The following is a 22,388-nucleotide window of genomic DNA, read 5'->3' on the forward strand; positions in this document are numbered from 1 at the left end:
TGGTTTTTTTACATTATATTTATTTGACTATAAATGCATTAGTTGGTTTTGTGTTGGAGTATTTATAGCGGTGAGGGGTATTAAATGGCTACTTGTAATCTTAGATTATAAGCTAAAAGCAATTGTTAATTAGAAACCAAAATAAAAATAGATATGAAAAACCAATTAATTTTAGGCTTACTATTGTCAGGGATGATCGTTGTAGGTTGTAATAAGAAAGGGGATGGTACTGATGTGGAATCTTTAGAAAACATAGAAAGCACTAATTTAGAAACACATCCAGAAATTTTAAGTACAGAGGAGATAGATATTGCAACAGAAGAAATAGACGATATTAAGTTGAACACGATCTATGAGCAGACAGTAGAGATGTATAAAGATAATCTTGTTGATAGAAAGAAAGAGGTTAAGAAAATGACTTCTAAAGAGGTAGAAGCAGCTATTGATGAGTATATGGCAGTATGTAATAAACAAAGAGGATATCTTGATGCAGATGGACAAGAAGATGTAAAAGTATTTCAAGAAATGGGAGAGAATGTTACTAAGATGGGGCAAATAATTGAAGATATGTCCTATGCTTTAACAAAGATGGATAAAGAAGACGGAATGAAGTGGGTAAGGGCTTGGTTAAAGGGGATTGAAATAGCACAGAGATAAATGTAAAGCGAACGATATGGTTCGCTTTTTTTGGCATAATAAATGTAAATTGCAAGGAATATTTTATAACAACGAGAAATGAAGGTATTTGGTTATCTATTTATTTTTATCGGTATAATTGCCGTATTTGTAACACTTAACGGCATTGGAGAAGATATGCCACAAGAGGTATTTGTAGTCATTAGTTTATTGGCTATTATTCTTGGAGCTTACTTTTTATATAAAGACAAGCAAAAAGGGGATAGTTTATAATTCTTCTGTTTTACTAATATCTAAAATATTTCTATTATTAATAGATTCGTTCTATATTTGCAGCAGTATAAACGAAAAATAGTCTAAATGTACACATCTAAGTAAGAATTGGTTGCTTAACCAATTGAGATATGCTTGAAGAAAGCATTGGAATGGTTAAATCATTTTTAAATGATAGCATTGTGCTATCCAATACTTAGTATCGTGTATATATAAAATTTATTGACCGTGAGGAGTGGTGTACGGGCCACATATCAAGTATTCACATCAATATCAATTAGACTATGAGTATAGTTATCACTAACTTATCTTATCAGCATCCCAATAAGGAGATGTTATTTTCCAGATTAAATCTTACAATCAATCAAGGAGAGAGAGTCAATATTATAGGGCGTAATGGTACAGGAAAAAGTACCTTATTAAAACTTATAGCCCAACAATTAGTTACCACAGAAGGAAATATAATGGTTAAAGGAGACTTGTTCTTTTTTAAACAAAATATGCGTTTCCAAAGTGGAGACAGGGTTAAAGATGCCTTAGGAGTTGCTTCAAAACTAAATGCCTTACAAAAGATTTTAGCAGGTACGGTTGATGAAAGTTGTTATGAAATCTTAAATGACGAATGGGATATAGAAGAACGTATCAAAGAAGCTATGTGCTTTTGGGGCATAGAAGAAATAACCATTGATCGTCCAATGCAAGAGTTAAGTGGCGGACAACAAACCAAAGTGTATTTAGCGAGTTTAATGTTGTACAGGGCTGATATATTACTGTTAGACGAGCCCACTAACCACTTGGATAGTTACACAAAAGAACTGTTTTACAAGTTTATTGATACGTATAAAGGAACAATAGTTTTGGTTAGCCATGATCGTGCATTATTAAATAGACAACATATTACTTATGAATTGTCTGCTTTAGGAATTAAGCGCTATGGAGGAAATTACGATTACTACAGACAAGAAAAACAAATACAAGTAGATAGTTTACTTCAAAAGTTAGATAATACTACGAAGGAACTAAAAGCAGCTAAAAAAGAACAAGCCAATAGAAATAATCAACTTATTAAAGAGCAAGCGCAAAATAAGAAGGCGGAAAAGAAAGCAGGTTTGCCTAAAATTGTTATCAATGCCTTTAAAAACAAAGCTGAAAATAGTAGTGCTAAGTTACAAGGTGTTCACGAAGAGAGACGAAATAGCTTAGTACGTGATATGGCTAATATCCGCGAGAACATTGAAAGGGATAAAATATTTGATATTCGCTTTCCAAATAGCCAATTGCACAAAGGTAAAATACTATGGAAGATAGAGAATGTTAACTATTGTTTTCCAAATCAAGAAAAGAACCTTTGGAGCAATGATTTAAACTTTACAATAGAGAGTGGTGAACGCATTTTAATAAAGGGGAATAATGGTTCGGGTAAAACTACGTTATTCAAATTGTTCTTAGATAAGATAAAACCAATAGGTAAGATAAGTTATGCCAAGTGTAACATTGTCTATCTGGATCAATTTTATTCTTTATTGGATAGTGATTTGACTGTGTCAGAACAATTAGCTGTATTTAATTATTTAAGGCTGCCTTCTGAAGAAATTCATAACCTTTTGTTTCAATACGGAATTGGCGTAGAGTTATGGAGCAACCCAGTTTATACATTGAGTGGGGGAGAGAAATTAAAACTTGCTTTATGTTGTTTAAATATCGGATATGAAAATATAGATGTCTTGCTTTTAGACGAACCTACGAATAACTTAGATATACAAAGCATTGAGAGTTTAACTACTGCTTTAAATAGTTTTAAAGGAACTATACTTGCTATAAGTCACGATGCTACTTTTAGTAAAGAAATAGGCTTAATTAGAGAAATAGCTTTGTAAAATATTGTCTTACTTCATTGTATATCGCATAACAGTATGTACAGGTTCAAATGCTTCACGTAAGTAAAGTTCATACGCCTGTACATTTTGTTTTAAGACCAATAATTCGATGTAATCTACTTTTTTGGTGGCAGCCCATTGTTTCACCTCAGCAATTAATTGTTGACCTATGGATTGGTTTCTATAAGCTGGAACTACATAAATATCGGCAAAGTTTAAGTAACGGTGAGGAACAAAGCATTCGTAAGGCAGGGTTTCTTCAATAAATAATGCAACCATACCAATTAAAGTTCCCTTATCTTCAGCAAGGATAAACTCACATTCATCGGAATCAATTGTTTCTTGTAAAAAATCAATAGCTGGCAAATCAGCTTTAAAGTAGTTTGGTTGGTACGCTTGTAAGGTTTCAAACTGTTGTTGGTATATTAACTGCAACTGAGGTATATCGGAAGACACAGCTTTTCTGATAATCATAATTTATTGTATTTATAAACGAAAATACTAAGTTATTTATAAATGTTATAAATAAAGTTTTTAAAAGTAGTAAATTTGAGATTCAAACAACAATAATATGTCCACTTTACTATATAAAAAAGCCACAATAGCAGATTGTGATTTGCTAACAGAAACGGCTATAACTGCAAAAAAACATTGGGGATATGCCGATGAGCTTATTCGCCAATGGATTGATTTACTAACGATTACAGAGGAGAATTTTAAAAGAGGTAATCTTTATAAATGTTACTTAGCGGATGAATTTATAGGTTTCTTTGCCTTAGTGCCTAAAGGAGATTATATAGCATTAGAACACCTTTGGTTTTTACCTGATTTTTTAAATAAAGGCTATGGTACACAGGTTATAAAAGAAATTAAACGTATCAGCAAAGAAGAAGGTTATAAATATATTGAGGTATTTGCTGATCCCAATACAGATGGATTCTATCAAAAAGTAGGAGGAACTGCAGTTAAGAGTGTACTGACAAATGTTCCAGGGCGTATGATGAGTGTTTTTCACGTTACTGTTACAGACGAACAATGGATTGATTTGCCTACGGTAGGATTAGTTGTAGTTAATAATGGTCAATTATTATTGGCTTATAGCAACAATAAGAAAGCGTGGTACTTGCCAGGAGGAAAGGTTGATCAAGGAGAAAATAAGCAAGAAGCTTTGATTAGAGAAGTTGAAGAAGAATTAGCTGTTACGCTGGATCCTTCTAAAATGACATCTCTTTTACAGGTGTCTGCACCTGCTTATGGAGAAAAGTTAAATATTATGATGCGTCAGCAATGTTTCCTTTATGACTTAGGTGAGCAGGAAATACATCCAACAAATGAAATAGGAGCCGTGAGGTATTTTAGTTATAGCGACTATAAACAAGAGCTTGTTTTAGTACCAGGCGTTTTAATGGTTTATGATTTCTTGAAGAAAGAAAGACTTTTATAAGGAAAAAGGCTATCCTATACAGGATAGCCTTTCTTATTTTAGATACTAATTTGATTAGAATTTGTAACCAACAGAAATTTGGAATACGCTATTCTTAGCGTCTGTTTTTACTCCAGCTTGGCTTTTGAAAGCTTCAGTTAAACCAAAGTTGTAACGAGCATCAAAAAATACACCTACTGGTAATTCATATCCTAAACCAAGGTTAAGGCCAAAGTCAAATCCTTTAGTCATATCTTTAATATCCTTACCATCTAATTCAGATTTTACATTAAATCCGAATTGTGGACCAGCTTGTACGTTTAAACCTTCATAAACGTAATATTTAGCCATAACAGGTACATTGATATAGTGTAATTCGGCTTTTATATCTTTGTTTAAAAAAGAGTATTCAGCTCCTTGTGTAGAATATAAAATCTCAGGTTGAACAGAGAATTTTTCGTTCACAAAGATTTCAGCAACTCCACCAATATTGAAACCAGTTAATGATGAAGACCCTTCACCAGTTAAAGTTGCAATATTTAAACCTCCTTTAGCACCTATTTTTACATCTGGTGTTTGTGCATTAGCTGTTAAACTAAAAGCTAACGCAGCTAATAACGATAGTGTGATTTTTTTCATTGTTCTTATGTTTTATATTTTTATCAAATGTAGTTAAATTTTAATAATTCGCATTTTGTTAGTATTTATTTAACAGTTCCTGTTCTTTCGTACCAGCGTGATTTTGCGTTTTATTGATGTAGGTCAAATACTTATATAAGTAACATAGCTATCTTTGTATTATGAATTTATTTAAGATATTAAAGAAGATTAAGCCCTTTGTGGCTAATTATAAACGGTTAATTATAGGAACGTTAGTTCTTACAGCAGTCGGTTCTTTTGCGGTTCAAGTAAATGCTATTGTTCTTCGCCGTTTGGTAGATGAACTGACAAATGTAATAAATGGTTTACACGATTTGAACTACGGCTATAAGATGCTGCTGATTTGTAGTGCTATTTTAATTAGCAAGGAGATTATACTTGCGTTTATTCAATTCGGACAGAAATTCTTTGGTGAGAAATTGCGTATTTACGTATCAAGAGACATATCACAATTGGTTGTAGATCGCATCTTGACGTATCGAATGGCATTTTATACTTCTGACGACAATGATAGCGGAAAATTACAAACTCGTATTGACCAAGGTATAAGTAGTATTACCCGATTAATACAGAATTTCTTTATTGATATATTACCTCTTTTCGCCAATGCTATTGTTGCTTTGATATTTATTTATAGTGCCAATGTTTATGTGGGACTGGTAAGTACTGCAATGATACCTTTATATTTCTATGTAAGTCAGCGACAAGCAACAAAACTAAAGGGGTATAGACGTAAAATGCGTAGTTATAGAGAGAATAAGAACAACGGAATAATCTCGTTGATTAATTCAATTACTGTTATCAAGTCTTTTGTACGTGAACCATTAGAAGCCAAAAAGCACGAAGCGATTCAGTATGATATGACAGAGAACCAATTGCAAACAAGACGTACAAGTTTTGTATTTGATGCCGTGAAAGGATTTATAGAGCAATTCGGATTGGTAGTCATTATTCTATTAACTGCTTATTTTGTGTTGAAGGGAGAAATGACTGTTGGTGCTATTATGTTTCACGTTCTATTGTTTAATAATGTTACAGCGCCTATACGTCAGTTACACCGTATTTATGATGATGTGAATGATGCGATGATTTACTCAGAAAGCTTTTTTGAAATTGTAGATGCAGAAGATGAGGTTGAATCTACTGGATCGTATATTCCCAAAGAAGTTAAAGGGAAAATAGAAATTAAAGACGTTCGCTTTGACTACCCTAATGGCACTACGGCATTGAAAGATGTATCGATGACTATTGTACCAAATGAAACTACGGCTTTAGTAGGGCTAAGTGGAGCGGGGAAGAGTACAGTCATTAATCTATTAGATAAGTTTTATGCACCTACAAAAGGACAAATATTTTTAGACGGTATTGATTTAGCAGAGTACGATACTAAAGAACTCCGTAAACACATAGGCTTAGTGCTTCAAAAGAACCACATCTTTCAAGGAAGTATTGAAGATAATATCCGCTATGGTAATCCGCAAGCTACTTTTGAGGAAGTAGAGCAAGCGGCTAAGCAAGCGTATATACACGAGCAGATTATGGATTTACCGAAAGGATATCAAGCTGACGCACGTTTGTTATCAGGAGGACAACAACAGCGTATTGCCATTGCACGACTGTTCTTAAAGAATCCTGCTATTATCTTTTTAGATGAACCAACAGCAAGTTTGGATGCTATTGCCACTGAACAGATAAAACTGAGTTTAGATGCTATTAAGGAAAACCGTACGGTAATCATTGTGTCACATAGTATTTCTCAGATAATAGATGCCAATAATATTATCGTAATGGAAAAAGGGCAAGTGGTTGAAAGTGGTACACACGAAGTTTTATATGATAATAAACAAACGTATTACGATATATTCTCAGCGATGGCAAATAGCTTGAACTTAGATAAAATATCACATACGTTAAACCAAGACGAATAAGTCTTTACCAACCGTTAGATGTCAAAAGACCTGCATTTATTTGTAGGTCTTTTTTTGTGGTTTTAATTTATTGACCTATATCAATGTTTCTACTTAGGTGATACAAGACCTTTGGCGTATAAACTAAAAGAGATGAAAACATTAGAAAATACACTTAACCACTTTGGTTGGGATAGTCAAGAAAGGGTTGAAAATGCATTGAGCTTTTTAAAAAGTGGCAAGGGAATATTGTTGTTAGACGATCAAGATAGGGAGAATGAAGGGGATATTATTTTTTCTGCTCATTTGATGTCAGAGCAAGATATGGCTCTATTAATACGCTATTGCAGTGGAGTTATTTGTTTATGTCTAACCAATGAAAAGGCAGATGAGTTAGCCTTGCCTTATATGGTAGAGGAAAACAGTAGTCGTTTTCAAACTCCGTTTACAATTACAATTGAAGCAGCTAAGGGAGTTACAACAGGACTATCTGCTGCTGATAGATTGACAACAGTTCGCGCTGCGAGTAACAAAGATGCTGTTAAAGCTGATTTAGCGCGTCCTGGACATATATTTCCTCTTCGTGCTAAGAATGGTGGTGTACTTGAGAGAAACGGGCATACGGAAGGCGCAATTGATTTAATGAAATTGGCAGGATTACCTCCACAGGCAGTTTTGTGCGAATTGATGAATGACGATGGAACTATGGCGCGTTTAGTTGAGGTAGTTGATTTTGCTAAGGAGCATAAGATGACTGTACTTAGTATAGCCGATTTGGTTTATTACCGTACTTTTGTAATTGACAAATAAGCATTACATATGAAACAGTTGATTGCCTATATACAAGAGCGTATAAGCGTGTCAGAAGCGGATTTAGACCTTATTCTTTCCCGTTTTCACTATGAGAAGTTGGCAAAGGGAACGCAATTGACTTCGTCTGGACTTAGTACACAGAAGTTGTACTTTGTGTGTAAAGGATGTTTACGTATTTTCTATATCAATGAAGCAGGACAAGATGCAACTCGTTTCTTTGCTTTTGAGAACCAGTTTGCAACTGCTTTAGTTAGCTTTATCAATACCTCTCCGTCGTCTGAGTATTTACAGGCATTAGAAGAGAGTGAGGTTTTTGCAATTACACATAATGATTTTTACAATCTATTAGAAGAAGTACCTCAATGGGAGAAGTTTTATCGTCAGTACCTTGAGTTTGCTTACGTAAACAATACAAATAGACTGTTTGCAATGGTTACTATGGATGCGTCTGAACGATATTGCGAATTGCTGAAGCAAAACCCGTTGATTGTACAGCGATTGCCTAATAAGATTGTTGCTTCCTATTTGAATATTTCTCAGGAAACGTTAAGTAGAATAAAAGCAAAGGTTATAATGTCATAAGTGTTTACGCGATGCATTATATTGAGTATATTCCAAAGTGTATAAGTGTTTAAGACAAGATAGAAAAGAAAAAGCCACCCGTGTTGAGGTGGCTTTTATATTGTAAGATCGCTTTCGTGTGTAAGATGTATTAGAATCTGTATCTAATTGCAAGACCTAAGTCAGCACGGATACCGTCTCTGTAGCTATCGTTTAAATAAACCTCAGGACGTAAGTCAAGAGAAATTTGCAAAGGAATATCGAAGTTGTATTCAATACCAACTGTACCAGTTACAAGTCCGAATGCTCCACTGCCAGAGCGTCTTTCTCCTTTGTGAGTTTCGCTATAGTTCCAAGTTCCCACAGCAGCACCAGCACCAGCGTACCAGTTAAAACCACCTTCTATATTCCATACCCATTCATAGATACCTGTTACCTTTACAGCATCATAATGATTATGAGATCTCCAACCTAAATCTAATTCAAGACGGTTGTTTTTACTTAAGTCTCTTTGGTAAGAAATTTCTGTTCCTAATCCACTGTTTCCTCCGAAGCGCAATCCAATAGCATTTTTAGGACTGTTTTGTGCCTGAGCAGAGAATGCAAACCCTGCGATAAGGGCTGCCGAAAGCAATAATTTTTTCATTGTATTTTATTTTTTGTACGGTTTCAAATGTAGTATAAATAGAATTAGTTCGCAAAAAAAGAATTTTTGAATTCTATATTTTGTTGATTAATTGATAGATAGTTTTGTTTTTTCTCATTTTTTCATATATTTGCGGTATTATTATCAAGAATTTGACTGAATAACCTTCAGGAAAATAGCAACCTGCAACAACAAGCAAGGTGCTGCAATCGATAAGCCAGGAATGGAAAAAATGTTGTAACTGCTTCTTTATAAGCAGGGCTATTTCTACGTTTCTGGCGAATAAAACAATTTTAAACTTTTAAATTAAGTTATGTCAGAAAACAAATTTTACTCCTTAATTCCCTTTTTAGTATTTATTGCTGTGTTCTTAGGATGTGGTATTGCCTTAGGTGATTTCTACAAACTACCATCGCCTGTTGCTATTTGTATTGGTATTGTAACAGCATTTATCCTTTTTTATAAAACTCCTTTACAAGACAAAGTTGTTTCTTTAGTAGAAGGTTGTGGTGATAGTAAGATTATCACAATGTGTTTGATCTATTTGTTAGCTGGTGCGTTTGCTACAGTAACGAAAGCTATCGGAGGAGTAGATATGATGGTAAACATAGGGTTGAGTTTTATACCTGTTGCTTATCTTGGTGTTGGAATCTTCATTATAGCAAGTTTCTTGTCTTTGTCTATTGGTACGTCTGTGGGAACTATTGTTGCCTTAGGACCTATTGTTATTGGTTTAGCTGAGAAAACAGGGAGTTCAATGGGACTATTATGTGGTTCGTTGTTAGGAGGAGCTATGTTTGGAGATAATTTGTCTATTATTTCTGATACGACTATTACAGCTACGCAAACTTTGGGCTGTCAGATGAAAGATAAGTTTAGAGCGAACTTTAAACTGGCATTACCAGCAGCAATTTTAACGATTGGTGTTTTGTTATTTATGAAAAGTAATGACGCAGGTGTGAGTTTAGACTTAGATCCTAATCACAATTACTGGGTGGTTATTCCGTATATTCTAATTATTGTATTAGCCTTATCGGGCGTACAAGTATTCGTTGCCTTGTTTATTGGTATAGTCGTAGCGGGTATTGTAGGGTTAGTTCAAATGAATTATGACTTATTTGGCTTTGCTAATCTTATATACCAAGGGTTTTTATCAATGACAGAAATCTTTTTACTTTCTATGCTTACAGGGGGAATGGCTCGTATGGTAGAGAAAGAAGGGGGAATCCAATGGTTGTTGACTAAAATGAAGAGTCGTATGAAAACACCTAAGAGTGCTGAGTACGGTATTGCAGCATTAGTATCTGGTGTAGCAGTATGTTTAGCTAATAATACAGTGTCTATTCTTGTAGCGGGTAATCTTGCAAATGATGTTGCTAAGGAGTATAAGTTAGACAGACCACACGTAGCGTCTATCTTAGATATTTTTGCGTGTGTTGTTCAAGGTGTATTGCCGTATGGAGCACAAATCTTAATCTTATTGAGTTTTTCTAATGGTAACTTAGATTATCTTGATTTGATGAAACACGCTTACTACTTTGGTTTACTGCTTCTTGTAACGTTAGTTTATATGACTTTCTTTAGAAAACAAGCACAAACTGCGTAAAATAAAGTACAACAAAATACAAATTGTTTATATTTGCGTTTAGTTCAAAATATAAAATTGGATTTACAAATGAAATTATTAGAAGGTAAAATCGCTATTATCACAGGTGCTACAAGAGGAATCGGTAGAGGAGTAGCTATGGCATTTGCACAACACGGAGCAAGTGTTGCGTTCACTTATAGTTCATCTGCACAAGCTGCAATCGAACTTGAACAAGAATTAGCTGCTATGGGAGTTCAAGCTAAAGGATATCAATCTAATGCAGCTGAGTTTTCAGCAGCAGAACAATTGGTTGAAGAGATTTTAAAAGATTTTGGAAATATTGACATTTTAATTAATAATGCAGGTATTACAAAAGATAATTTGTTGATGAGAATGTCAGAAGCAGATTTCGATGCTGTAATCGAAGTAAATCTTAAGTCTGTATTTAATATGACTAAAGCAGTACAACGCACAATGTTGAAAAATAGAAAAGGTTCTATTATCAATATGAGTTCTGTTGTAGGTGTGAAAGGTAATGCTGGACAAGCTAACTATGCTGCTTCTAAAGCGGGTGTAATTGGTTTCTCTAAATCTATTGCATTAGAGTTAGGTTCAAGAAATATCCGTTGTAACGTAATTGCACCAGGATTTATTGAAACTGAAATGACAGGTAAATTACCAGAAGATGTTGTAAAAGGATGGAGAGATGCTATTCCTTTAAAACGTGGAGGTACTCCTGAGGATGTTGCTAATGCTTGTGTATTTTTAGCATCTGATATGTCTGCTTATATCAGTGGACAAGTTATTAATGTTGATGGAGGAATGTTGACATAAGATATCTTAGTATATCAAAACTTATATATAAAGGCTATATCTACGGGTATAGCCTTTTGTGTTTATATAAAGAAGGTATAAAAAATTAATTGTATTTTTATTCTATTGTAATACGTAAGTAAAATGAAAGAGTTTATAGAGAAGGGAAAGAGTTTGGGTAATGAGGGAATAAAGTCATTTAAGATCGTCTTCGTTTGTTTGTTGCGCTGGTTGGGAATAATGCTTGTTGGTATATTCTTGTCACTGTGGATTATAATTTATTCGATGACTAAGATTTATATTATAAGGGAGGGATTAGAAGCTAATGGCTTCTTTGCTAATGTTGGAGCGTTCTTTAAAGATATAAACTATTCAGTGGCTCTTATCTTTATTGTACAGATATTGATGTTAATAGGTTATTTTATTATTGCAAATAAATACGCAATTCAGAAAGCTATTGCGATGTTGTGGGAAAGACAAGGAAGTGAGTATATATCGTCTTATATCGCTCAACTCTTAGGGTATTTACAAGCTAAGCAACCTACCTTGTTTACGGATTCGCTGGATAAGCAAACCATAAAACAAGAATTGATTAATATGAATGCTACGAATGTGGTAGCAAGTAATCTTCAAAGACGTACTACTAACTATATTTTATCTAAAGCTAAGGTTGGCGGTAAGGGAAGCTTACTTCAGCAATTAACAACTTTGCGTTTTAATCCTATGGCATTTTTACCTGCTTTATGGGGATTTTATGCACTCGTAGTTTTACAAATATTGTTTATCGTGTATCTAAGGGTATTTGTCTAACAGATTATAATAGAAAGGGCGAACTAATCTAATAGTTCGCCCTTTCTGTTATCTAATTACTATTGTTCCATTAACAATTTAAAGTGGTTAATCATTCGCATATAATTGTCTATTGTAATAGACTCATTATCATTGTGAATTTGTCTTTGTTCGTATTGATTTACTTCAATTGGCATAAAACGAAATACGTTGTCAGAAACTAATTCATATTTATAAGCATCCGTACCACCAATGGTAAGATACGGTGTAATAATGGCGTTAGGATAATTCACGGCAATTGTTTTCTCTAACTTTTTGAATTGTTCGCTTGTATGTGAAGATAATTGAGAGGGTTCACGTGCAGAAACTACATTGAACTCCACATCGTATCCTTTACATATTTTCTTTACGTGATTCAAAACATCTTCAACTGTATTTCCTTGTAAAATACGGAAGTTAACTGTGATCTCTGACGAAGCAGAAAGCACATTAGGTGCATCACTTGAATGAGCCATAGTTATTGCTGTTGTCGTTCTAATCAGCGCATTTGAACCTGGGTTTTTAGAGAGTGATTTAAGTAACGTATTTCCCAGTAACCGCTTGTTTGAAATGGCCATTCTCGATTTAAAATCCATAGACCCTCCAATATTGTGTAAAAAGTTTTCAATAGGCGGAATCAATGTTGCTGGCATCTGTTCTGTATTCAGTTTCTCAATAATTTCTGCTGCTAATACCAAAGATCCTTTTGCAGGAGGCATAGATGAATGACCCCCTATACCATTTACTTTTATTTCTAATGTTAAGAATCCCTTTTCTGCAACGCCAATTAATGCAATAGCTTTGTCCACTTGTGGTAATACAGAAGTTGGACTCGTTACAAAACCTCCTTCGTCATATACTGCATCAAAGCGTATTCCTTTATTGTTGAAATACTCTGCTATTTTCACAGCACCTTGTCTACCACTTACTTCTTCATCTTGTCCAAATGCAAAGTATATATCTTGATTAGGAACATATCCTTCTGCTAATAATGTATCAGCAGCTTCCATAATCGAAATAAGCATAGACTTCATATCAAGTGTTCCTCTACCATAGATACGCCCATTTTTTATATCTCCACTAAAGGGATATCCTTCCCAACCTTCTTGGTAATTAGATAATGGGGTTGATGGTGTATTCAAATCCACAATCGCTTCATTGGGAACTGGATTGGCATCAAAATCATAGTTGTTTATCGGAACTACATCATAATGTGATAAAAACAAAAGGGGCTTTTTAGCACTATCTTTCCCTTTCCAATGAAATACTAATCCGTATGTATTTACCGTAGTTACATCCATCGATTGATAAACCTGTGGATATGCTTCTTGTAAAAAAGTTTTAAAATCGTCAAAAGGTTTGAAGTTTGTTTCTTCATAATGTACAGCGCTTACTGTTGGTATCTGTATAGCTTGTGACAATCTTAGAAGGGCGATTTTATTGGTAGGGTATTTCATTGTTTCGTTATTTGCGTTTTCTTTAATTTGGAAATTAAATGTAAATGTTTTGACTATCATAATTGTAGCGATAACAAGTAATACAAGTATTCCAAATGTAATTATCTTCTTCATAATTCTGTGTCTTTTCGTATTGTATTACAATAACTAAGCCTTTTTAGAAGCAGAAGATAAAAAAAAGGGAGATTATATGTCTGTATAGGTTTAAAAATAGGAATAATTACAAAGAAAATCTCATTCCTAATTAACCTAAGCTTTTTTTAGAGATTAGTTGAGGTTATGAGTTTGATTTGATAAAAAGACTATTTAAACAAAGCATACAGTTAATAAAAATAGTAATTTAGCTTCTTAAACATTTAATACAGCAGATGAATAGATTTACAGCTATAGATTTTGAAACAGCACAAGCAGATCGCTCAAGTATATGCCAAGTTGGTCTTGTAGTTTTTGAGGATAATAAAATAGTTGATACACTTAATGTGTTAGTTCAACCGCCTCAGAATTTATACTGGTCTAAGTTTGTAGATATTCACGGAATTTCTCCTGAGGACACGCAATTTTCGCCTACATTTGATGAGGTATGGCACCAGATAGAACCTTTTGTAAAAGATCAAAATGTTGTAGCTCACAACGGATTTGCATTTGACTTTCCAGTGTTAGCAAAAACATTAGGATACTACAATTTAGCTGTGCCTGAGTATAATAAGTTTTGTACGTATCGAATTTATAAAAAAGGCTTAGCTGTATTGGCTGAGCAATACGACATAAAATTAAATCACCACGATGCTTTAAGTGATGCGAATGCTTGTGGACAATTATTCAATCAATATTTGTCAGAGGGAAATATCTTTCTATAATAAACTTTTTAGTAGAGATAGGATCTCAAGTACTATTGCTATAAATTATCTCTAAGGAATGTGTTTTTAATTGCACAAAGAATGTTAACTTGTATATAATATTAAATTTAGAAATATGAATAAGCATATTACCTGGATTGGAGAAGAACATTTGTCGATAGAAAAATGTCATATTATTGAGAAAGAACAAAGCTTTCACAGTAGAGGAGAAGTTGTGGGTAACAAGAATAATCAGGTATATGGTTTGGATTATCAAATTGTAGTTGATGAACAATGGGAAACACGATTTTTCTCAATTAATAGTTATCAAGGGCATAAACATTATAGTGTAAATGCACATAAGATTAATAATCTTTGGGTTATCGATGATATAGAGCGTCCAGAATTTAATGAATGTTTGGCTATTGATATAGCAACAACACCCTATACGAATACATTGCCTATTAATCGTTTGAAATTAGTAATAGGAGAGTCTAAAGAATTAAGTGTGTTATATATTAATCCTTTAGAAGAACGAATTGCTTTAGTTATGCAGCGTTATAAACGTCTTTCAGAGGATACTTATTATTATGAAAACCTGTGGAATGACTTTAAAGCTACAATAACCGTAGATGAAGATGGTATTGTTAAAGATTATTCTGATATGTATAAAGCAATTTAACTTAGTAGTATTGATGTATGAAGTCGGATCTTCTTAAAGAGCTATTTAGCAAGGCAGTTAAAGAAATACAGAGTCTTGTAACCATTTCTTATTTATTAGCTGTGGGAATAGGGATGTTGTTTAACTTTTATAAGTACAAGCAATTTGGTATTAATATCTTTGACTATGCAGGAATATTTGATTTCTTGATAGCGCCCTTTGCAGATTATAAAATCTTATTGTTTACAGTAGTTACAATTATAGCGACCTATTTGTTATATCGGTTTGATATCTATTGGCAAAGAAGGTATCCTGTTTCATATAAGCGTTATTCGTTTAATGTAGATCGTTTTGAAAGCTATAGAAAGATAAAAGGTAGTTTTTCTTTAATTATTTTTATCTTTTATTTATTTATAGCTGCTAATACTTATGGTAAGTTGACTAAGCGATTAATTGAAGAAGAAGCAACAGTTAGTCTTCGGTTTACAGATAATGAAGAGGAAGTAGGGAAGCTTATAGGGAAGACAAATGATGTGATCTTTTTATCAACTGATAAAGGAGTTAAGATAATTCCGATTACTTCTAATGTTAAAGAAATAAGACTTAAGTAGTTTTATAATGATATATAGAAAAGGCTCACTATTAAGTGAGCCTTTTCTATATTATTTGATTGTCTTTTTATTTTCTTCAATAAGCTTTAATTCTTCAGCCTCCATTGGATTAGAAGGTTCAGACGGAACAACTTCTTTTCTGTCAATTAAGTTTCCTTCCAAATCATATTTAGCACCATCGTCTTCTGTAGGCATTACAAACCTGTTCTTTTTAGATTTGTAAAAAGGAATGAAGTAAGAAATAGAATAATTAAAACCAACTCCGATTGCTCCACTATGTTTTTTGTTAAACCCAGGAATATATAGGTTTTCAAAATCTTCTGGTTGTTTTTGTGCTATTAAACCATTCAATCTTAAAGAGAATCCCATAAAAACATTATTAAAGACTCTTGTTTTAATACCAGCAACAAACTCTACCCAATGCGCAGAAAGTCCACTTTCTTTTCTGTTTATATCAACGCGTTGCGTTGGAAAATAAGGGTCTGTTGTATAGGGTTTATACCAATCTAATGTTTGAGAAAAAGAGGCAATACCATATCTAAAACCAACATACATCAAATCCTCTCTATCCATCCAGTTGATATTCAGGTTGTAGTTTGCTCCTAATCTAAGATAGTTACCATTTGTTGTAAAACCGAAGTTGTTTTCATTTCTATCCATCTTATCGTGACCAATCTCTGCAGCAGCATACCAGTTTTTAGTTAAACGGTAATCTCCTGTTATTTCAAATCCTGAATAAGTCTTGTCGTATAATGACCTTGTAGTTCTGAATAAGTCAACTCCTACACGTAAACCATATCGTTGTGGATAGAAGTGAATCTCCTTGTCAATAGAATCTCTTTGAGCTCCAAAGTCTTTCTTTGATGTTTCTTGAGCAACAGCAGAAAAAGCAAAAAGGAATAAACTACAACTAATAAAATATTTTAAAGTGCGCTTCATCTTCGTCTACTATTTCGTTTGTTTCAGTTATATATTGTTTAATCCAATTTCCTGTTGTGCTTGCTGCATCACCATTTAATTGCGGAGAAGTTCCATCTTGACTTAATGAAAATGTAGAAACATATCCACACGCTTTATTAAAATACTTTGTAGTTATTTTATACTTAAAAGTAAGCGTGTCGTATAAAGTTACAGATTCGTTATCAATTCTTTGAGTAGACTTTAGTATCCACGCAGTTTCAGCTTGATCTAAACGCAATGGTAATGATAGTTTATTTCCTGTGCTAAAAATCACATCATCTTCACGACCAGCTACAAAAGCTTCAACCCTTTCATTTCTTGGAATGTCTTGGTCGTCATAGTTATAGAACTCTACGCGGAAGCTTGGAGTTGTAGGTTCTGTCTCTGCACAGATATCATCTTTTTCACAAGCTACAAAAGCTATGCTACCAATGCATAATAGTACACCTGCTAATATTAATTTTTTCATATAGAATCTTTACACTGTCTTATATAAGTTGTCAAAAATACTAAAACTAATTCATAAGTCTCTAATAAAATAGTGGTATAGTTTGGTGTAGAAAACCTCAAAATTTATAACATAAAATTAAGTTAAACAAGCTTATTAGTATTTAATCATTCTAAATTAAGGGGTATTGAGTGATTGTTTTACTGATTATGCGTGAAAAAAGTGTTTTTGACCTTACCTTTAAGGGGCTAAAAAATAAATAAAATAATAATGTTAGAATCTATTTCCTCAGGATTGATACTGCTTGCAGCTACTCCTGTTGTACTCTTGATTGTTTTGCTTGGCTTCTTAAAAATGCCAGGAGAGAAAAGTGCTTTTATCACGTTGGTTGTCACAATTTTAATCGCCATTTTTGGTTTTGAATTATCAGTAAACGACACAGCATTGTCTGTTCTTTACGGAGTAATTAAAGCAGTTTTTCCGATACTTATCATCATTTTAATGGCTATTTATAGCTACAATGTTCAAGTACAAACAGAGAAAATAGAAGTAATAAAACAGCAGTTTTCTGCGATTTCTGAAGACAAAGCGATTCAAGTTTTGCTTTTAACATGGGGATTTGGGGGATTATTAGAAGGTATGGCAGGTTTTGGAACTGCTGTAGCTATTCCAGCAGCTATCTTAATTAGCTTAGGATTCAAACCAATGTTTTCTGCCGTTGTAAGTTTAGTAGCAAATAGTGTTCCTACAGCTTTTGGTGCAGTTGGTATTCCTGTTATTGTATTGGCGAGAGAGGTTGATATGGCAGACCAAATTACTACGATTAGTGCAAATGTAGTTTGGCAATTGGCTATTTTAATGTTCTTGATCCCATTTGTAATCTTAACATTAACGAGTAAATCAGTTAAGTCAATTCCAAGAAATATTATATTAGGTGGATTAACTGGAGCAGTAACTTTAGCTGTTCAATATTATGCAGCAGTATATATTGGTGCAGAAACTCCTGCAATTTTAGGGAGTATAGCGTCAATTTTTGTTATTATTGCATTCGGAAAAATTACAGCTAAAAAGAGTACTGAGAAAAAAGAGGTAATCAACTTCTCAGGAAAAGAAATATTCCAAGCGTGGAGTGTATATGGTCTTATCTTAATCTTAGTATTATTGACAAGTCCACTTTTCCCAATTACAGCTTGGTTGAAAGAAAATGTTACTATTTTCCAAACTGTCTTTAGCTTTGATATAGCAGGGGCGGCGAGAAAAGTAGGAATCTACTGGTTGACAGATACAGGTGTTTTAATCTTTGTGAGTTCAATAGTAGGTGGATTAATTCAAGGTAGTTCATTGTCTAAATTATTCAAGTTATTAGGTAAGACAACTTTGCAATTGAAAAAGACTGTAATTACAGTTAGCTGTTTAATCGCTTTATCTACATTGATGGATTTCTCAGGAATGATCTCTGTATTAGGGTTGGCGTTAGCAGCGGGTACAGGAGCGTTTTATCCTTTCTTTGCACCAGCAATTGGGGCATTAGGAACGTTCTTAACAGGTAGTGATACCTCTTCAAACATCTTATTTGGTAAGTTACAAGCAACTGTTGCCGATCAAATCGGGGCAGATAAAGGTTGGTTAGCTGCGGCTAATACAGCAGGTGCAACGGGTGGTAAGATTATTTCTCCACAAAGTATTGCAGTCGCTACAACAGCTTGTAATCAACAAGGTCAAGAAGGTGTTATTTTAAAAAGAGCAATTGTTTTCGCGTTAGTATATATTATTATCGCAGGAATCGTTGTTTATATTGGTAGTTAAAATATATAAAAACAAATATATGAGAGTTGGATTATTTATTCCTTGCTACGTGAATGCGGCATATCCGGAAGTAGGTGTAGCAAGTTATAAGCTATTAACACATTTTGGTGTAGAGGTTGATTATCCTGTAGATCAAACATGTTGTGGGCAGCCTATGGCTAATGCGGGTTTTGAAGATAAAGCATTACCATTGGCAAATCAATTTAATAAATTATTTGATCAATATGATTATATAGTTGCTCCTTCGGGAAGTTGCGTTGGGTTCGTAAAAGATTCTTACCCGCGTATTATGGAGAAAGAAGGATGTACAAGTAAGGTTAGCGGTAAAGTATATGATATGTGTGAGTTTTTACACGACATTTTAAAAGTTGAAGCACTTCCAGGTGTTTTCCCACATAAAGTGAGCTTACATAATAGTTGCCACGGTTTAAGAGAGCTTAAATTAGGGTCGGCAAGTGAGTTAAATATTAAACCTTACTCTAAAGTAAAAGATTTATTAAGATTAGTAAAAGGTGTAGAAGTTGTAGAACCAGAAAGAGTAGATGAGTGTTGTGGTTTTGGTGGAATGTTTTCTATCGAGGAGCCTGCTGTATCTATTAGAATGGGGAATGATAAGGTTTCTTGTCATACTGCAACTGGTGCTGAATATATTACAGGACCAGACAGTTCTTGTTTGATGCATATGGGGGGAATTGTAGACAAAAAAGGTCTGCCAATTAAAACCATTCACGTAGTAGAAATATTCGCAGCTGGATTATAAGATTATGGGTAGTACAAAACATTCACAGAATGCTGGCGTTTTTCAGCAGGATTCAGAAAAGGCTGCTTGGCATAATAATGCCTTGTGGTTTGTAAGAGAAAAAAGAGACCGTATGTCTAAGACAATTCCTGAATGGGAAGAACTTAGAGCTATGGGAGAAAAAATAAAGTTACATAGTGTTAGTAATTTAGATGTTTATTTGGAAGAGTTTTCAACTAACGCTGAAGCTAACGGAGTAATTGTACACTGGGCTAAAGATGCTGAAGAGCACAATGCTATTGTACATTCAATTCTTGAAAAACACAATGCTAAGAAAATGGTAAAAAGTAAGTCTATGCTTACTGAAGAGTGTGAGCTTAACCATTACTTAGAGGCTAAGGGAATTGATGTTATTGAAAGTGACTTAGGAGAGCGTATTTTACAGTTAAATGGTACTGCGCCTTCACATATCGTACTTCCTGCTATTCATATGAAAAGAGAGGAAGTAGGGGAATTATTCAGTGAGAAATTAAACACTGAAAAAGGAAATAGTGATCCTACGTACTTAACTCGTGCTGCAAGAGCGTCATTGAGAAATGATTTCTTAACTGCTGATGTTGCAATGACTGGAGTTAACTTCGGTGTAGCTTCTACAGGAGAGGTTGTTGTGTGTACTAATGAAGGGAATGCCGATATGGGTACTTCATTAGCTAAGGTGCACATCGCTTCTATGGGACTTGAAAAAGTTATCCCTAACAGAGAGTGTTTAGCGGTATTTACACGTTTATTAGCGCGTTCTGCTACAGGACAACCTACAACAACGTATACGTCTCATTTCCAAAAACCAATTGAGGGTGCAGAATTTCACATCATCATTGTAGATAATGGGCGTAGTGATATTCTTACAAATGAAGATCACATCAAATCATTAAACTGTATCCGTTGTGGTGCGTGTATGAATACGTGTCCGGTTTACAGACGTAGTGGTGGATATTCATATACTTACTTTATTCCTGGACCTATTGGTATTAACTTAGGAATGCTTAAAGATCCTGTGAAACACAGTGAAAACCTTTCTGCTTGTTCGCTATGTTATTCTTGTAATAACGTATGTCCAGTGCGTATTGACTTGGCAGATCAGATTTATAAATGGCGTCAAGATTTAGATTCTTTAGGAAAAGCAAATGCTTCTAAGAAACTTATTTCTTCTGGTATGCAGTTTTTATTTACACATCCAGCGTTGTTTAGAACAAGTTTGAAATTCTCTTCATTAGCAAAATATGCGCCTCGTTCGTTGACTTTTGGATTGAAAGAATGGGAAGATGGTCGTTCGTTACCTCCTTTTGCAAAAGAGTCTTTTACAGAAATGTGGAAGAAAGGTAAGGTTCAAAAAAAATAGTAGAGTTATGAGTAGCAAAAATTACATATTAGAAAAGATAACAAGAAACATACAGAAAAGACATGATAGACCCGTTGTGAAATTGGATGCTATCACTTTTGATAACTTGTTGACACAGTTTGTTGAGATTTCTCAAGCTGTTGGTGGACACGCTGTAGTTTTAGAAGAAGGACAAGATATCAATGCTGTTATTCGTGACTTATATCCGGATGCAAAGGAGATTTCTTCTGCTTTAAAGGATATTACATTGAGTACTTTAGATCCTAATTCAGTAGCAGAGGCAACTGATTTAAAGGATGTAGACTTAGCAATAATCGAAGGAGAGTTAGGTGTAGCTGAGAATGGTTGTATCTGGATTCCTCAAGAGATTAAGCACAAAGCATTGTATTTTATCACACAATACTTAGTTATCGTTTTAGATAAGAATAAGATTGTCAATAATATGCACGAGGCTTATGCTAAGATTGGAACAAATGATAAAGGGTTTGGAGTGTTTATTTCAGGACCTTCTAAAACAGCTGATATTGAACAAGCTTTAGTAGTGGGAGCCCACGGACCTAAAGGGTTAACAGTTATTTTAAAATAATTAAGAAAAGTTTAATATTGCTTAGAATATAAAGAAAAAGAGACGTATAATTGCGTCTCTTTTTTTATACCTAAAAACCAAGCAATATGAGATACCTATCTATCTTATTTATTAGTGCATTATTATGCAGTTGTTCTACTGCTGTTAGAACAAAAGTGTCTGGAACGAACCACAATCCGTTGGCAGATTCTACCAAAGTTTACATCGTAGAGAATGTTCGCCAATTGCCAGAAGCGACAGAATTGGTGGGAACAGTCAAAATTGGCGATTCTGGATTTACAACTCGTTGTGATTATGAAACTGTGATAACAGATTTTGAGAATGCAGCGCGTAAAGTAGGGGCCAATATTATAATGGTAACAGAGGTAAAGACACCTACTTCAATGGGGAGTACTTGTTATAGAATACAAGGAAAAGCTTTTCGTAATTTGAATACAGAACACTTAAAAGATCTGCGTTTCAGTGATTCTAATGTGTATGCTAAGAAAATAGAAGGAGATCCAGATTATGCGATTGTTCACTTTTACAGACCAACAGGTGGTCCTGGTCATTTGTTAGGATACAAAGTAAAAGATGAAAAAAGTCAAAATATTGGAAGAATGCGTACAGGTGAAACTTTTAGTTACAAAACAACAACGTACGGTGATAGAATATTTAAAGGTAGTTTAGAAACAACAGAAGAAGTAAAGCTTACTTTAGAAAAAGGTCACGAGTACTATGTTAAGTGTAGTGTAGGTTTTGGAATTATGTTAGGACGCCCTATTATCAAGCAGATGCGTGTTGACATTGGTAAAGAAGAATTTAAAATCTTGTATCAAAAACAGAAAAGTAAATAGCGAATTAAACGCAATAAAAAAGCC

At 34.0% G+C, this 22,388-nt stretch carries 24 protein-coding genes and 1 riboswitch; of the genes, 18 read left to right on the forward strand and 6 right to left on the reverse strand.

Annotated elements, in window-relative coordinates; translation table 11 throughout:
- Positions 1-153: 153 nt before the first annotated feature.
- The 3 genes from GQS07_RS10775 (at position 154) to GQS07_RS10785 (ending at position 2,786) form a co-directional block, all read left to right on the forward strand.
- Positions 154-657 (forward strand): hypothetical protein, encoded by a 504-nt coding sequence (locus GQS07_RS10775; protein ID WP_158210810.1) that lies wholly within the window; start codon positions 154-156, stop codon positions 655-657.
- Between the two features lie 78 nt (positions 658-735).
- Positions 736-909 (forward strand): hypothetical protein, encoded by a 174-nt coding sequence (locus GQS07_RS10780; protein ID WP_158210811.1) that lies wholly within the window; start codon positions 736-738, stop codon positions 907-909.
- A gap of 284 nt (positions 910-1,193) precedes the next feature.
- Positions 1,194-2,786, forward strand: coding sequence for an ABC-F family ATP-binding cassette domain-containing protein (locus tag GQS07_RS10785; protein ID WP_158210812.1), 1,593 nt, complete (start codon positions 1,194-1,196; stop codon positions 2,784-2,786).
- A 9-nt stretch (positions 2,787-2,795) separates the two neighbouring features.
- On the opposite strand, the gene GQS07_RS10790 is transcribed toward GQS07_RS10785, so the two are convergent.
- Complete coding sequence (locus GQS07_RS10790; protein WP_158210813.1) at positions 2,796-3,260, reverse strand: GNAT family N-acetyltransferase; 465 nt, start codon at positions 3,258-3,260, stop codon at positions 2,796-2,798.
- A 97-nt stretch (positions 3,261-3,357) separates the two neighbouring features.
- Here GQS07_RS10790 and GQS07_RS10795 point away from each other — a divergent pair, with 97 nt between their 5' ends.
- Positions 3,358-4,230, forward strand: coding sequence for a bifunctional GNAT family N-acetyltransferase/NUDIX hydrolase (locus tag GQS07_RS10795; RefSeq protein ID WP_158210814.1), 873 nt, complete (start codon positions 3,358-3,360; stop codon positions 4,228-4,230).
- 54 nt (positions 4,231-4,284) lie between these two features.
- Here the strand turns inward: GQS07_RS10795 and GQS07_RS10800 are convergent, their stop codons facing one another.
- Positions 4,285-4,848 (reverse strand): porin family protein, encoded by a 564-nt coding sequence (locus tag GQS07_RS10800; RefSeq protein WP_158210815.1) that lies wholly within the window; start codon positions 4,846-4,848, stop codon positions 4,285-4,287.
- Between the two features lie 161 nt (positions 4,849-5,009).
- Between GQS07_RS10800 and GQS07_RS10805 the strand changes: the two genes are divergently transcribed.
- The 3 genes from GQS07_RS10805 (at position 5,010) to GQS07_RS10815 (ending at position 8,171) form a co-directional block, all read left to right on the forward strand.
- Positions 5,010-6,797, forward strand: a complete 1,788-nt coding sequence (locus GQS07_RS10805) for an ABC transporter ATP-binding protein (protein ID WP_158210816.1) — start codon at positions 5,010-5,012, stop codon at positions 6,795-6,797.
- Positions 6,798-6,929: 132 nt separating this feature from the next.
- The gene (gene ribB, locus GQS07_RS10810; protein WP_158210817.1) at positions 6,930-7,586 is read left to right on the forward strand and encodes a 3,4-dihydroxy-2-butanone-4-phosphate synthase; all 657 of its coding nucleotides are present in this window, start codon (positions 6,930-6,932) and stop codon (positions 7,584-7,586) included.
- Between the two features lie 9 nt (positions 7,587-7,595).
- Positions 7,596-8,171 carry a Crp/Fnr family transcriptional regulator gene (locus GQS07_RS10815; protein ID WP_158210818.1) on the forward strand — a complete coding sequence of 192 codons (576 nt, stop codon included), beginning with the start codon at positions 7,596-7,598 and terminating at the stop codon, positions 8,169-8,171.
- A gap of 130 nt (positions 8,172-8,301) precedes the next feature.
- Here the strand turns inward: GQS07_RS10815 and GQS07_RS10820 are convergent, their stop codons facing one another.
- Complete coding sequence (locus GQS07_RS10820; RefSeq protein WP_158210819.1) at positions 8,302-8,796, reverse strand: hypothetical protein; 495 nt, start codon at positions 8,794-8,796, stop codon at positions 8,302-8,304.
- Positions 8,797-8,932: 136 nt separating this feature from the next.
- Positions 8,933-9,039, forward strand: a riboswitch (SAM-I-IV-variant riboswitch).
- A gap of 70 nt (positions 9,040-9,109) precedes the next feature.
- On the opposite strand from GQS07_RS10820, the gene GQS07_RS10825 reads away from it, so the two are divergent.
- From GQS07_RS10825 to GQS07_RS10835, 3 genes are all read left to right on the forward strand, one after another.
- Complete coding sequence (locus GQS07_RS10825; RefSeq protein WP_158210820.1) at positions 9,110-10,402, forward strand: Na+/H+ antiporter NhaC family protein; 1,293 nt, start codon at positions 9,110-9,112, stop codon at positions 10,400-10,402.
- Between the two features lie 69 nt (positions 10,403-10,471).
- The gene (fabG, locus tag GQS07_RS10830) at positions 10,472-11,218 is read left to right on the forward strand and encodes a 3-oxoacyl-[acyl-carrier-protein] reductase (protein ID WP_158210821.1); all 747 of its coding nucleotides are present in this window, start codon (positions 10,472-10,474) and stop codon (positions 11,216-11,218) included.
- A gap of 123 nt (positions 11,219-11,341) precedes the next feature.
- Positions 11,342-12,007, forward strand: coding sequence for a hypothetical protein (locus GQS07_RS10835; protein ID WP_158210822.1), 666 nt, complete (start codon positions 11,342-11,344; stop codon positions 12,005-12,007).
- A gap of 59 nt (positions 12,008-12,066) precedes the next feature.
- Here the strand turns inward: GQS07_RS10835 and GQS07_RS10840 are convergent, their stop codons facing one another.
- Positions 12,067-13,596 (reverse strand): M20/M25/M40 family metallo-hydrolase, encoded by a 1,530-nt coding sequence (locus GQS07_RS10840; RefSeq protein WP_158210823.1) that lies wholly within the window; start codon positions 13,594-13,596, stop codon positions 12,067-12,069.
- Positions 13,597-13,850: 254 nt separating this feature from the next.
- On the opposite strand from GQS07_RS10840, the gene GQS07_RS10845 reads away from it, so the two are divergent.
- The 3 genes from GQS07_RS10845 to GQS07_RS13710 all read left to right on the forward strand — a co-directional run bounded on the left by GQS07_RS10845 (position 13,851) and on the right by GQS07_RS13710 (position 15,590).
- Positions 13,851-14,339: a 3'-5' exonuclease gene (locus GQS07_RS10845; protein ID WP_158210824.1), complete on the forward strand. Its 489-nt coding sequence runs from the start codon at positions 13,851-13,853 to the stop codon at positions 14,337-14,339.
- Positions 14,340-14,454: 115 nt separating this feature from the next.
- Entirely contained in the window at positions 14,455-15,000 is a 546-nt protein-coding gene (locus GQS07_RS10850) for a putative glycolipid-binding domain-containing protein (RefSeq protein ID WP_158210825.1), read from the forward strand.
- Between the two features lie 17 nt (positions 15,001-15,017).
- The gene (locus tag GQS07_RS13710) at positions 15,018-15,590 is read left to right on the forward strand and encodes a hypothetical protein (protein ID WP_199269098.1); all 573 of its coding nucleotides are present in this window, start codon (positions 15,018-15,020) and stop codon (positions 15,588-15,590) included.
- A gap of 51 nt (positions 15,591-15,641) precedes the next feature.
- On the opposite strand, the gene GQS07_RS10860 is transcribed toward GQS07_RS13710, so the two are convergent.
- Together GQS07_RS10860 and GQS07_RS10865 are read right to left on the reverse strand one after the other, a co-directional pair.
- Complete coding sequence (locus tag GQS07_RS10860; RefSeq protein WP_233269270.1) at positions 15,642-16,529, reverse strand: DUF6048 family protein; 888 nt, start codon at positions 16,527-16,529, stop codon at positions 15,642-15,644.
- Entirely contained in the window at positions 16,501-17,019 is a 519-nt protein-coding gene (locus tag GQS07_RS10865) for a DUF6452 family protein (RefSeq protein ID WP_158210826.1), read from the reverse strand. The genes GQS07_RS10860 and GQS07_RS10865 overlap by 29 nt, the downstream gene beginning before the upstream one ends.
- A 249-nt stretch (positions 17,020-17,268) precedes the next feature.
- Here GQS07_RS10865 and GQS07_RS10870 point away from each other — a divergent pair, with 249 nt between their 5' ends.
- The 5 genes from GQS07_RS10870 to GQS07_RS10890 all read left to right on the forward strand — a co-directional run bounded on the left by GQS07_RS10870 (position 17,269) and on the right by GQS07_RS10890 (position 22,364).
- On the forward strand, positions 17,269-18,804 hold the full coding sequence (locus GQS07_RS10870; RefSeq protein WP_158210827.1) for an L-lactate permease: 1,536 nt from the start codon (positions 17,269-17,271) through the stop codon (positions 18,802-18,804).
- A 19-nt stretch (positions 18,805-18,823) separates the two neighbouring features.
- On the forward strand, positions 18,824-19,564 hold the full coding sequence (locus GQS07_RS10875) for a (Fe-S)-binding protein (RefSeq protein WP_090406720.1): 741 nt from the start codon (positions 18,824-18,826) through the stop codon (positions 19,562-19,564).
- Between the two features lie 4 nt (positions 19,565-19,568).
- Positions 19,569-20,942, forward strand: a complete 1,374-nt coding sequence (locus tag GQS07_RS10880) for a lactate utilization protein B (RefSeq protein ID WP_158210828.1) — start codon at positions 19,569-19,571, stop codon at positions 20,940-20,942.
- A 7-nt stretch (positions 20,943-20,949) separates the two neighbouring features.
- Positions 20,950-21,528, forward strand: a complete 579-nt coding sequence (locus GQS07_RS10885) for a lactate utilization protein C (RefSeq protein ID WP_158210829.1) — start codon at positions 20,950-20,952, stop codon at positions 21,526-21,528.
- Between the two features lie 86 nt (positions 21,529-21,614).
- Positions 21,615-22,364, forward strand: coding sequence for a hypothetical protein (locus GQS07_RS10890; protein ID WP_158210830.1), 750 nt, complete (start codon positions 21,615-21,617; stop codon positions 22,362-22,364).
- The last annotated feature ends 24 nt before the right edge of the window (positions 22,365-22,388 follow it).

This window comes from Myroides phaeus (genome assembly GCF_009799805.1).
GTDB classification, from domain to species: Bacteria; Bacteroidota; Bacteroidia; order Flavobacteriales; family Flavobacteriaceae; genus Flavobacterium; species Flavobacterium phaeum_A.

Coding starts and splice junctions, on each gene's coding strand:
- GQS07_RS10775 (WP_158210810.1), top strand. CDS start 154: ATGAAAAACCAATTAATTTTAGGCTTACTATTGTCAGGGATGATCGTT.
- GQS07_RS10780 (WP_158210811.1), top strand. CDS start 736: ATGAAGGTATTTGGTTATCTATTTATTTTTATCGGTATAATTGCCGTA.
- GQS07_RS10785 (WP_158210812.1), top strand. CDS start 1,194: ATGAGTATAGTTATCACTAACTTATCTTATCAGCATCCCAATAAGGAG.
- GQS07_RS10790 (WP_158210813.1), bottom strand. CDS start 3,260: ATGATTATCAGAAAAGCTGTGTCTTCCGATATACCTCAGTTGCAGTTA.
- GQS07_RS10795 (WP_158210814.1), top strand. CDS start 3,358: ATGTCCACTTTACTATATAAAAAAGCCACAATAGCAGATTGTGATTTG.
- GQS07_RS10800 (WP_158210815.1), bottom strand. CDS start 4,848: ATGAAAAAAATCACACTATCGTTATTAGCTGCGTTAGCTTTTAGTTTA.
- GQS07_RS10805 (WP_158210816.1), top strand. CDS start 5,010: ATGAATTTATTTAAGATATTAAAGAAGATTAAGCCCTTTGTGGCTAAT.
- ribB (WP_158210817.1), top strand. CDS start 6,930: ATGAAAACATTAGAAAATACACTTAACCACTTTGGTTGGGATAGTCAA.
- GQS07_RS10815 (WP_158210818.1), top strand. CDS start 7,596: ATGAAACAGTTGATTGCCTATATACAAGAGCGTATAAGCGTGTCAGAA.
- GQS07_RS10820 (WP_158210819.1), bottom strand. CDS start 8,796: ATGAAAAAATTATTGCTTTCGGCAGCCCTTATCGCAGGGTTTGCATTC.
- GQS07_RS10825 (WP_158210820.1), top strand. CDS start 9,110: ATGTCAGAAAACAAATTTTACTCCTTAATTCCCTTTTTAGTATTTATT.
- fabG (WP_158210821.1), top strand. CDS start 10,472: ATGAAATTATTAGAAGGTAAAATCGCTATTATCACAGGTGCTACAAGA.
- GQS07_RS10835 (WP_158210822.1), top strand. CDS start 11,342: ATGAAAGAGTTTATAGAGAAGGGAAAGAGTTTGGGTAATGAGGGAATA.
- GQS07_RS10840 (WP_158210823.1), bottom strand. CDS start 13,596: ATGAAGAAGATAATTACATTTGGAATACTTGTATTACTTGTTATCGCT.
- GQS07_RS10845 (WP_158210824.1), top strand. CDS start 13,851: ATGAATAGATTTACAGCTATAGATTTTGAAACAGCACAAGCAGATCGC.
- GQS07_RS10850 (WP_158210825.1), top strand. CDS start 14,455: ATGAATAAGCATATTACCTGGATTGGAGAAGAACATTTGTCGATAGAA.
- GQS07_RS13710 (WP_199269098.1), top strand. CDS start 15,018: ATGAAGTCGGATCTTCTTAAAGAGCTATTTAGCAAGGCAGTTAAAGAA.
- GQS07_RS10860 (WP_233269270.1), bottom strand. CDS start 16,529: ATGAAGCGCACTTTAAAATATTTTATTAGTTGTAGTTTATTCCTTTTT.
- GQS07_RS10865 (WP_158210826.1), bottom strand. CDS start 17,019: ATGAAAAAATTAATATTAGCAGGTGTACTATTATGCATTGGTAGCATA.
- GQS07_RS10870 (WP_158210827.1), top strand. CDS start 17,269: ATGTTAGAATCTATTTCCTCAGGATTGATACTGCTTGCAGCTACTCCT.
- GQS07_RS10875 (WP_090406720.1), top strand. CDS start 18,824: ATGAGAGTTGGATTATTTATTCCTTGCTACGTGAATGCGGCATATCCG.
- GQS07_RS10880 (WP_158210828.1), top strand. CDS start 19,569: ATGGGTAGTACAAAACATTCACAGAATGCTGGCGTTTTTCAGCAGGAT.
- GQS07_RS10885 (WP_158210829.1), top strand. CDS start 20,950: ATGAGTAGCAAAAATTACATATTAGAAAAGATAACAAGAAACATACAG.
- GQS07_RS10890 (WP_158210830.1), top strand. CDS start 21,615: ATGAGATACCTATCTATCTTATTTATTAGTGCATTATTATGCAGTTGT.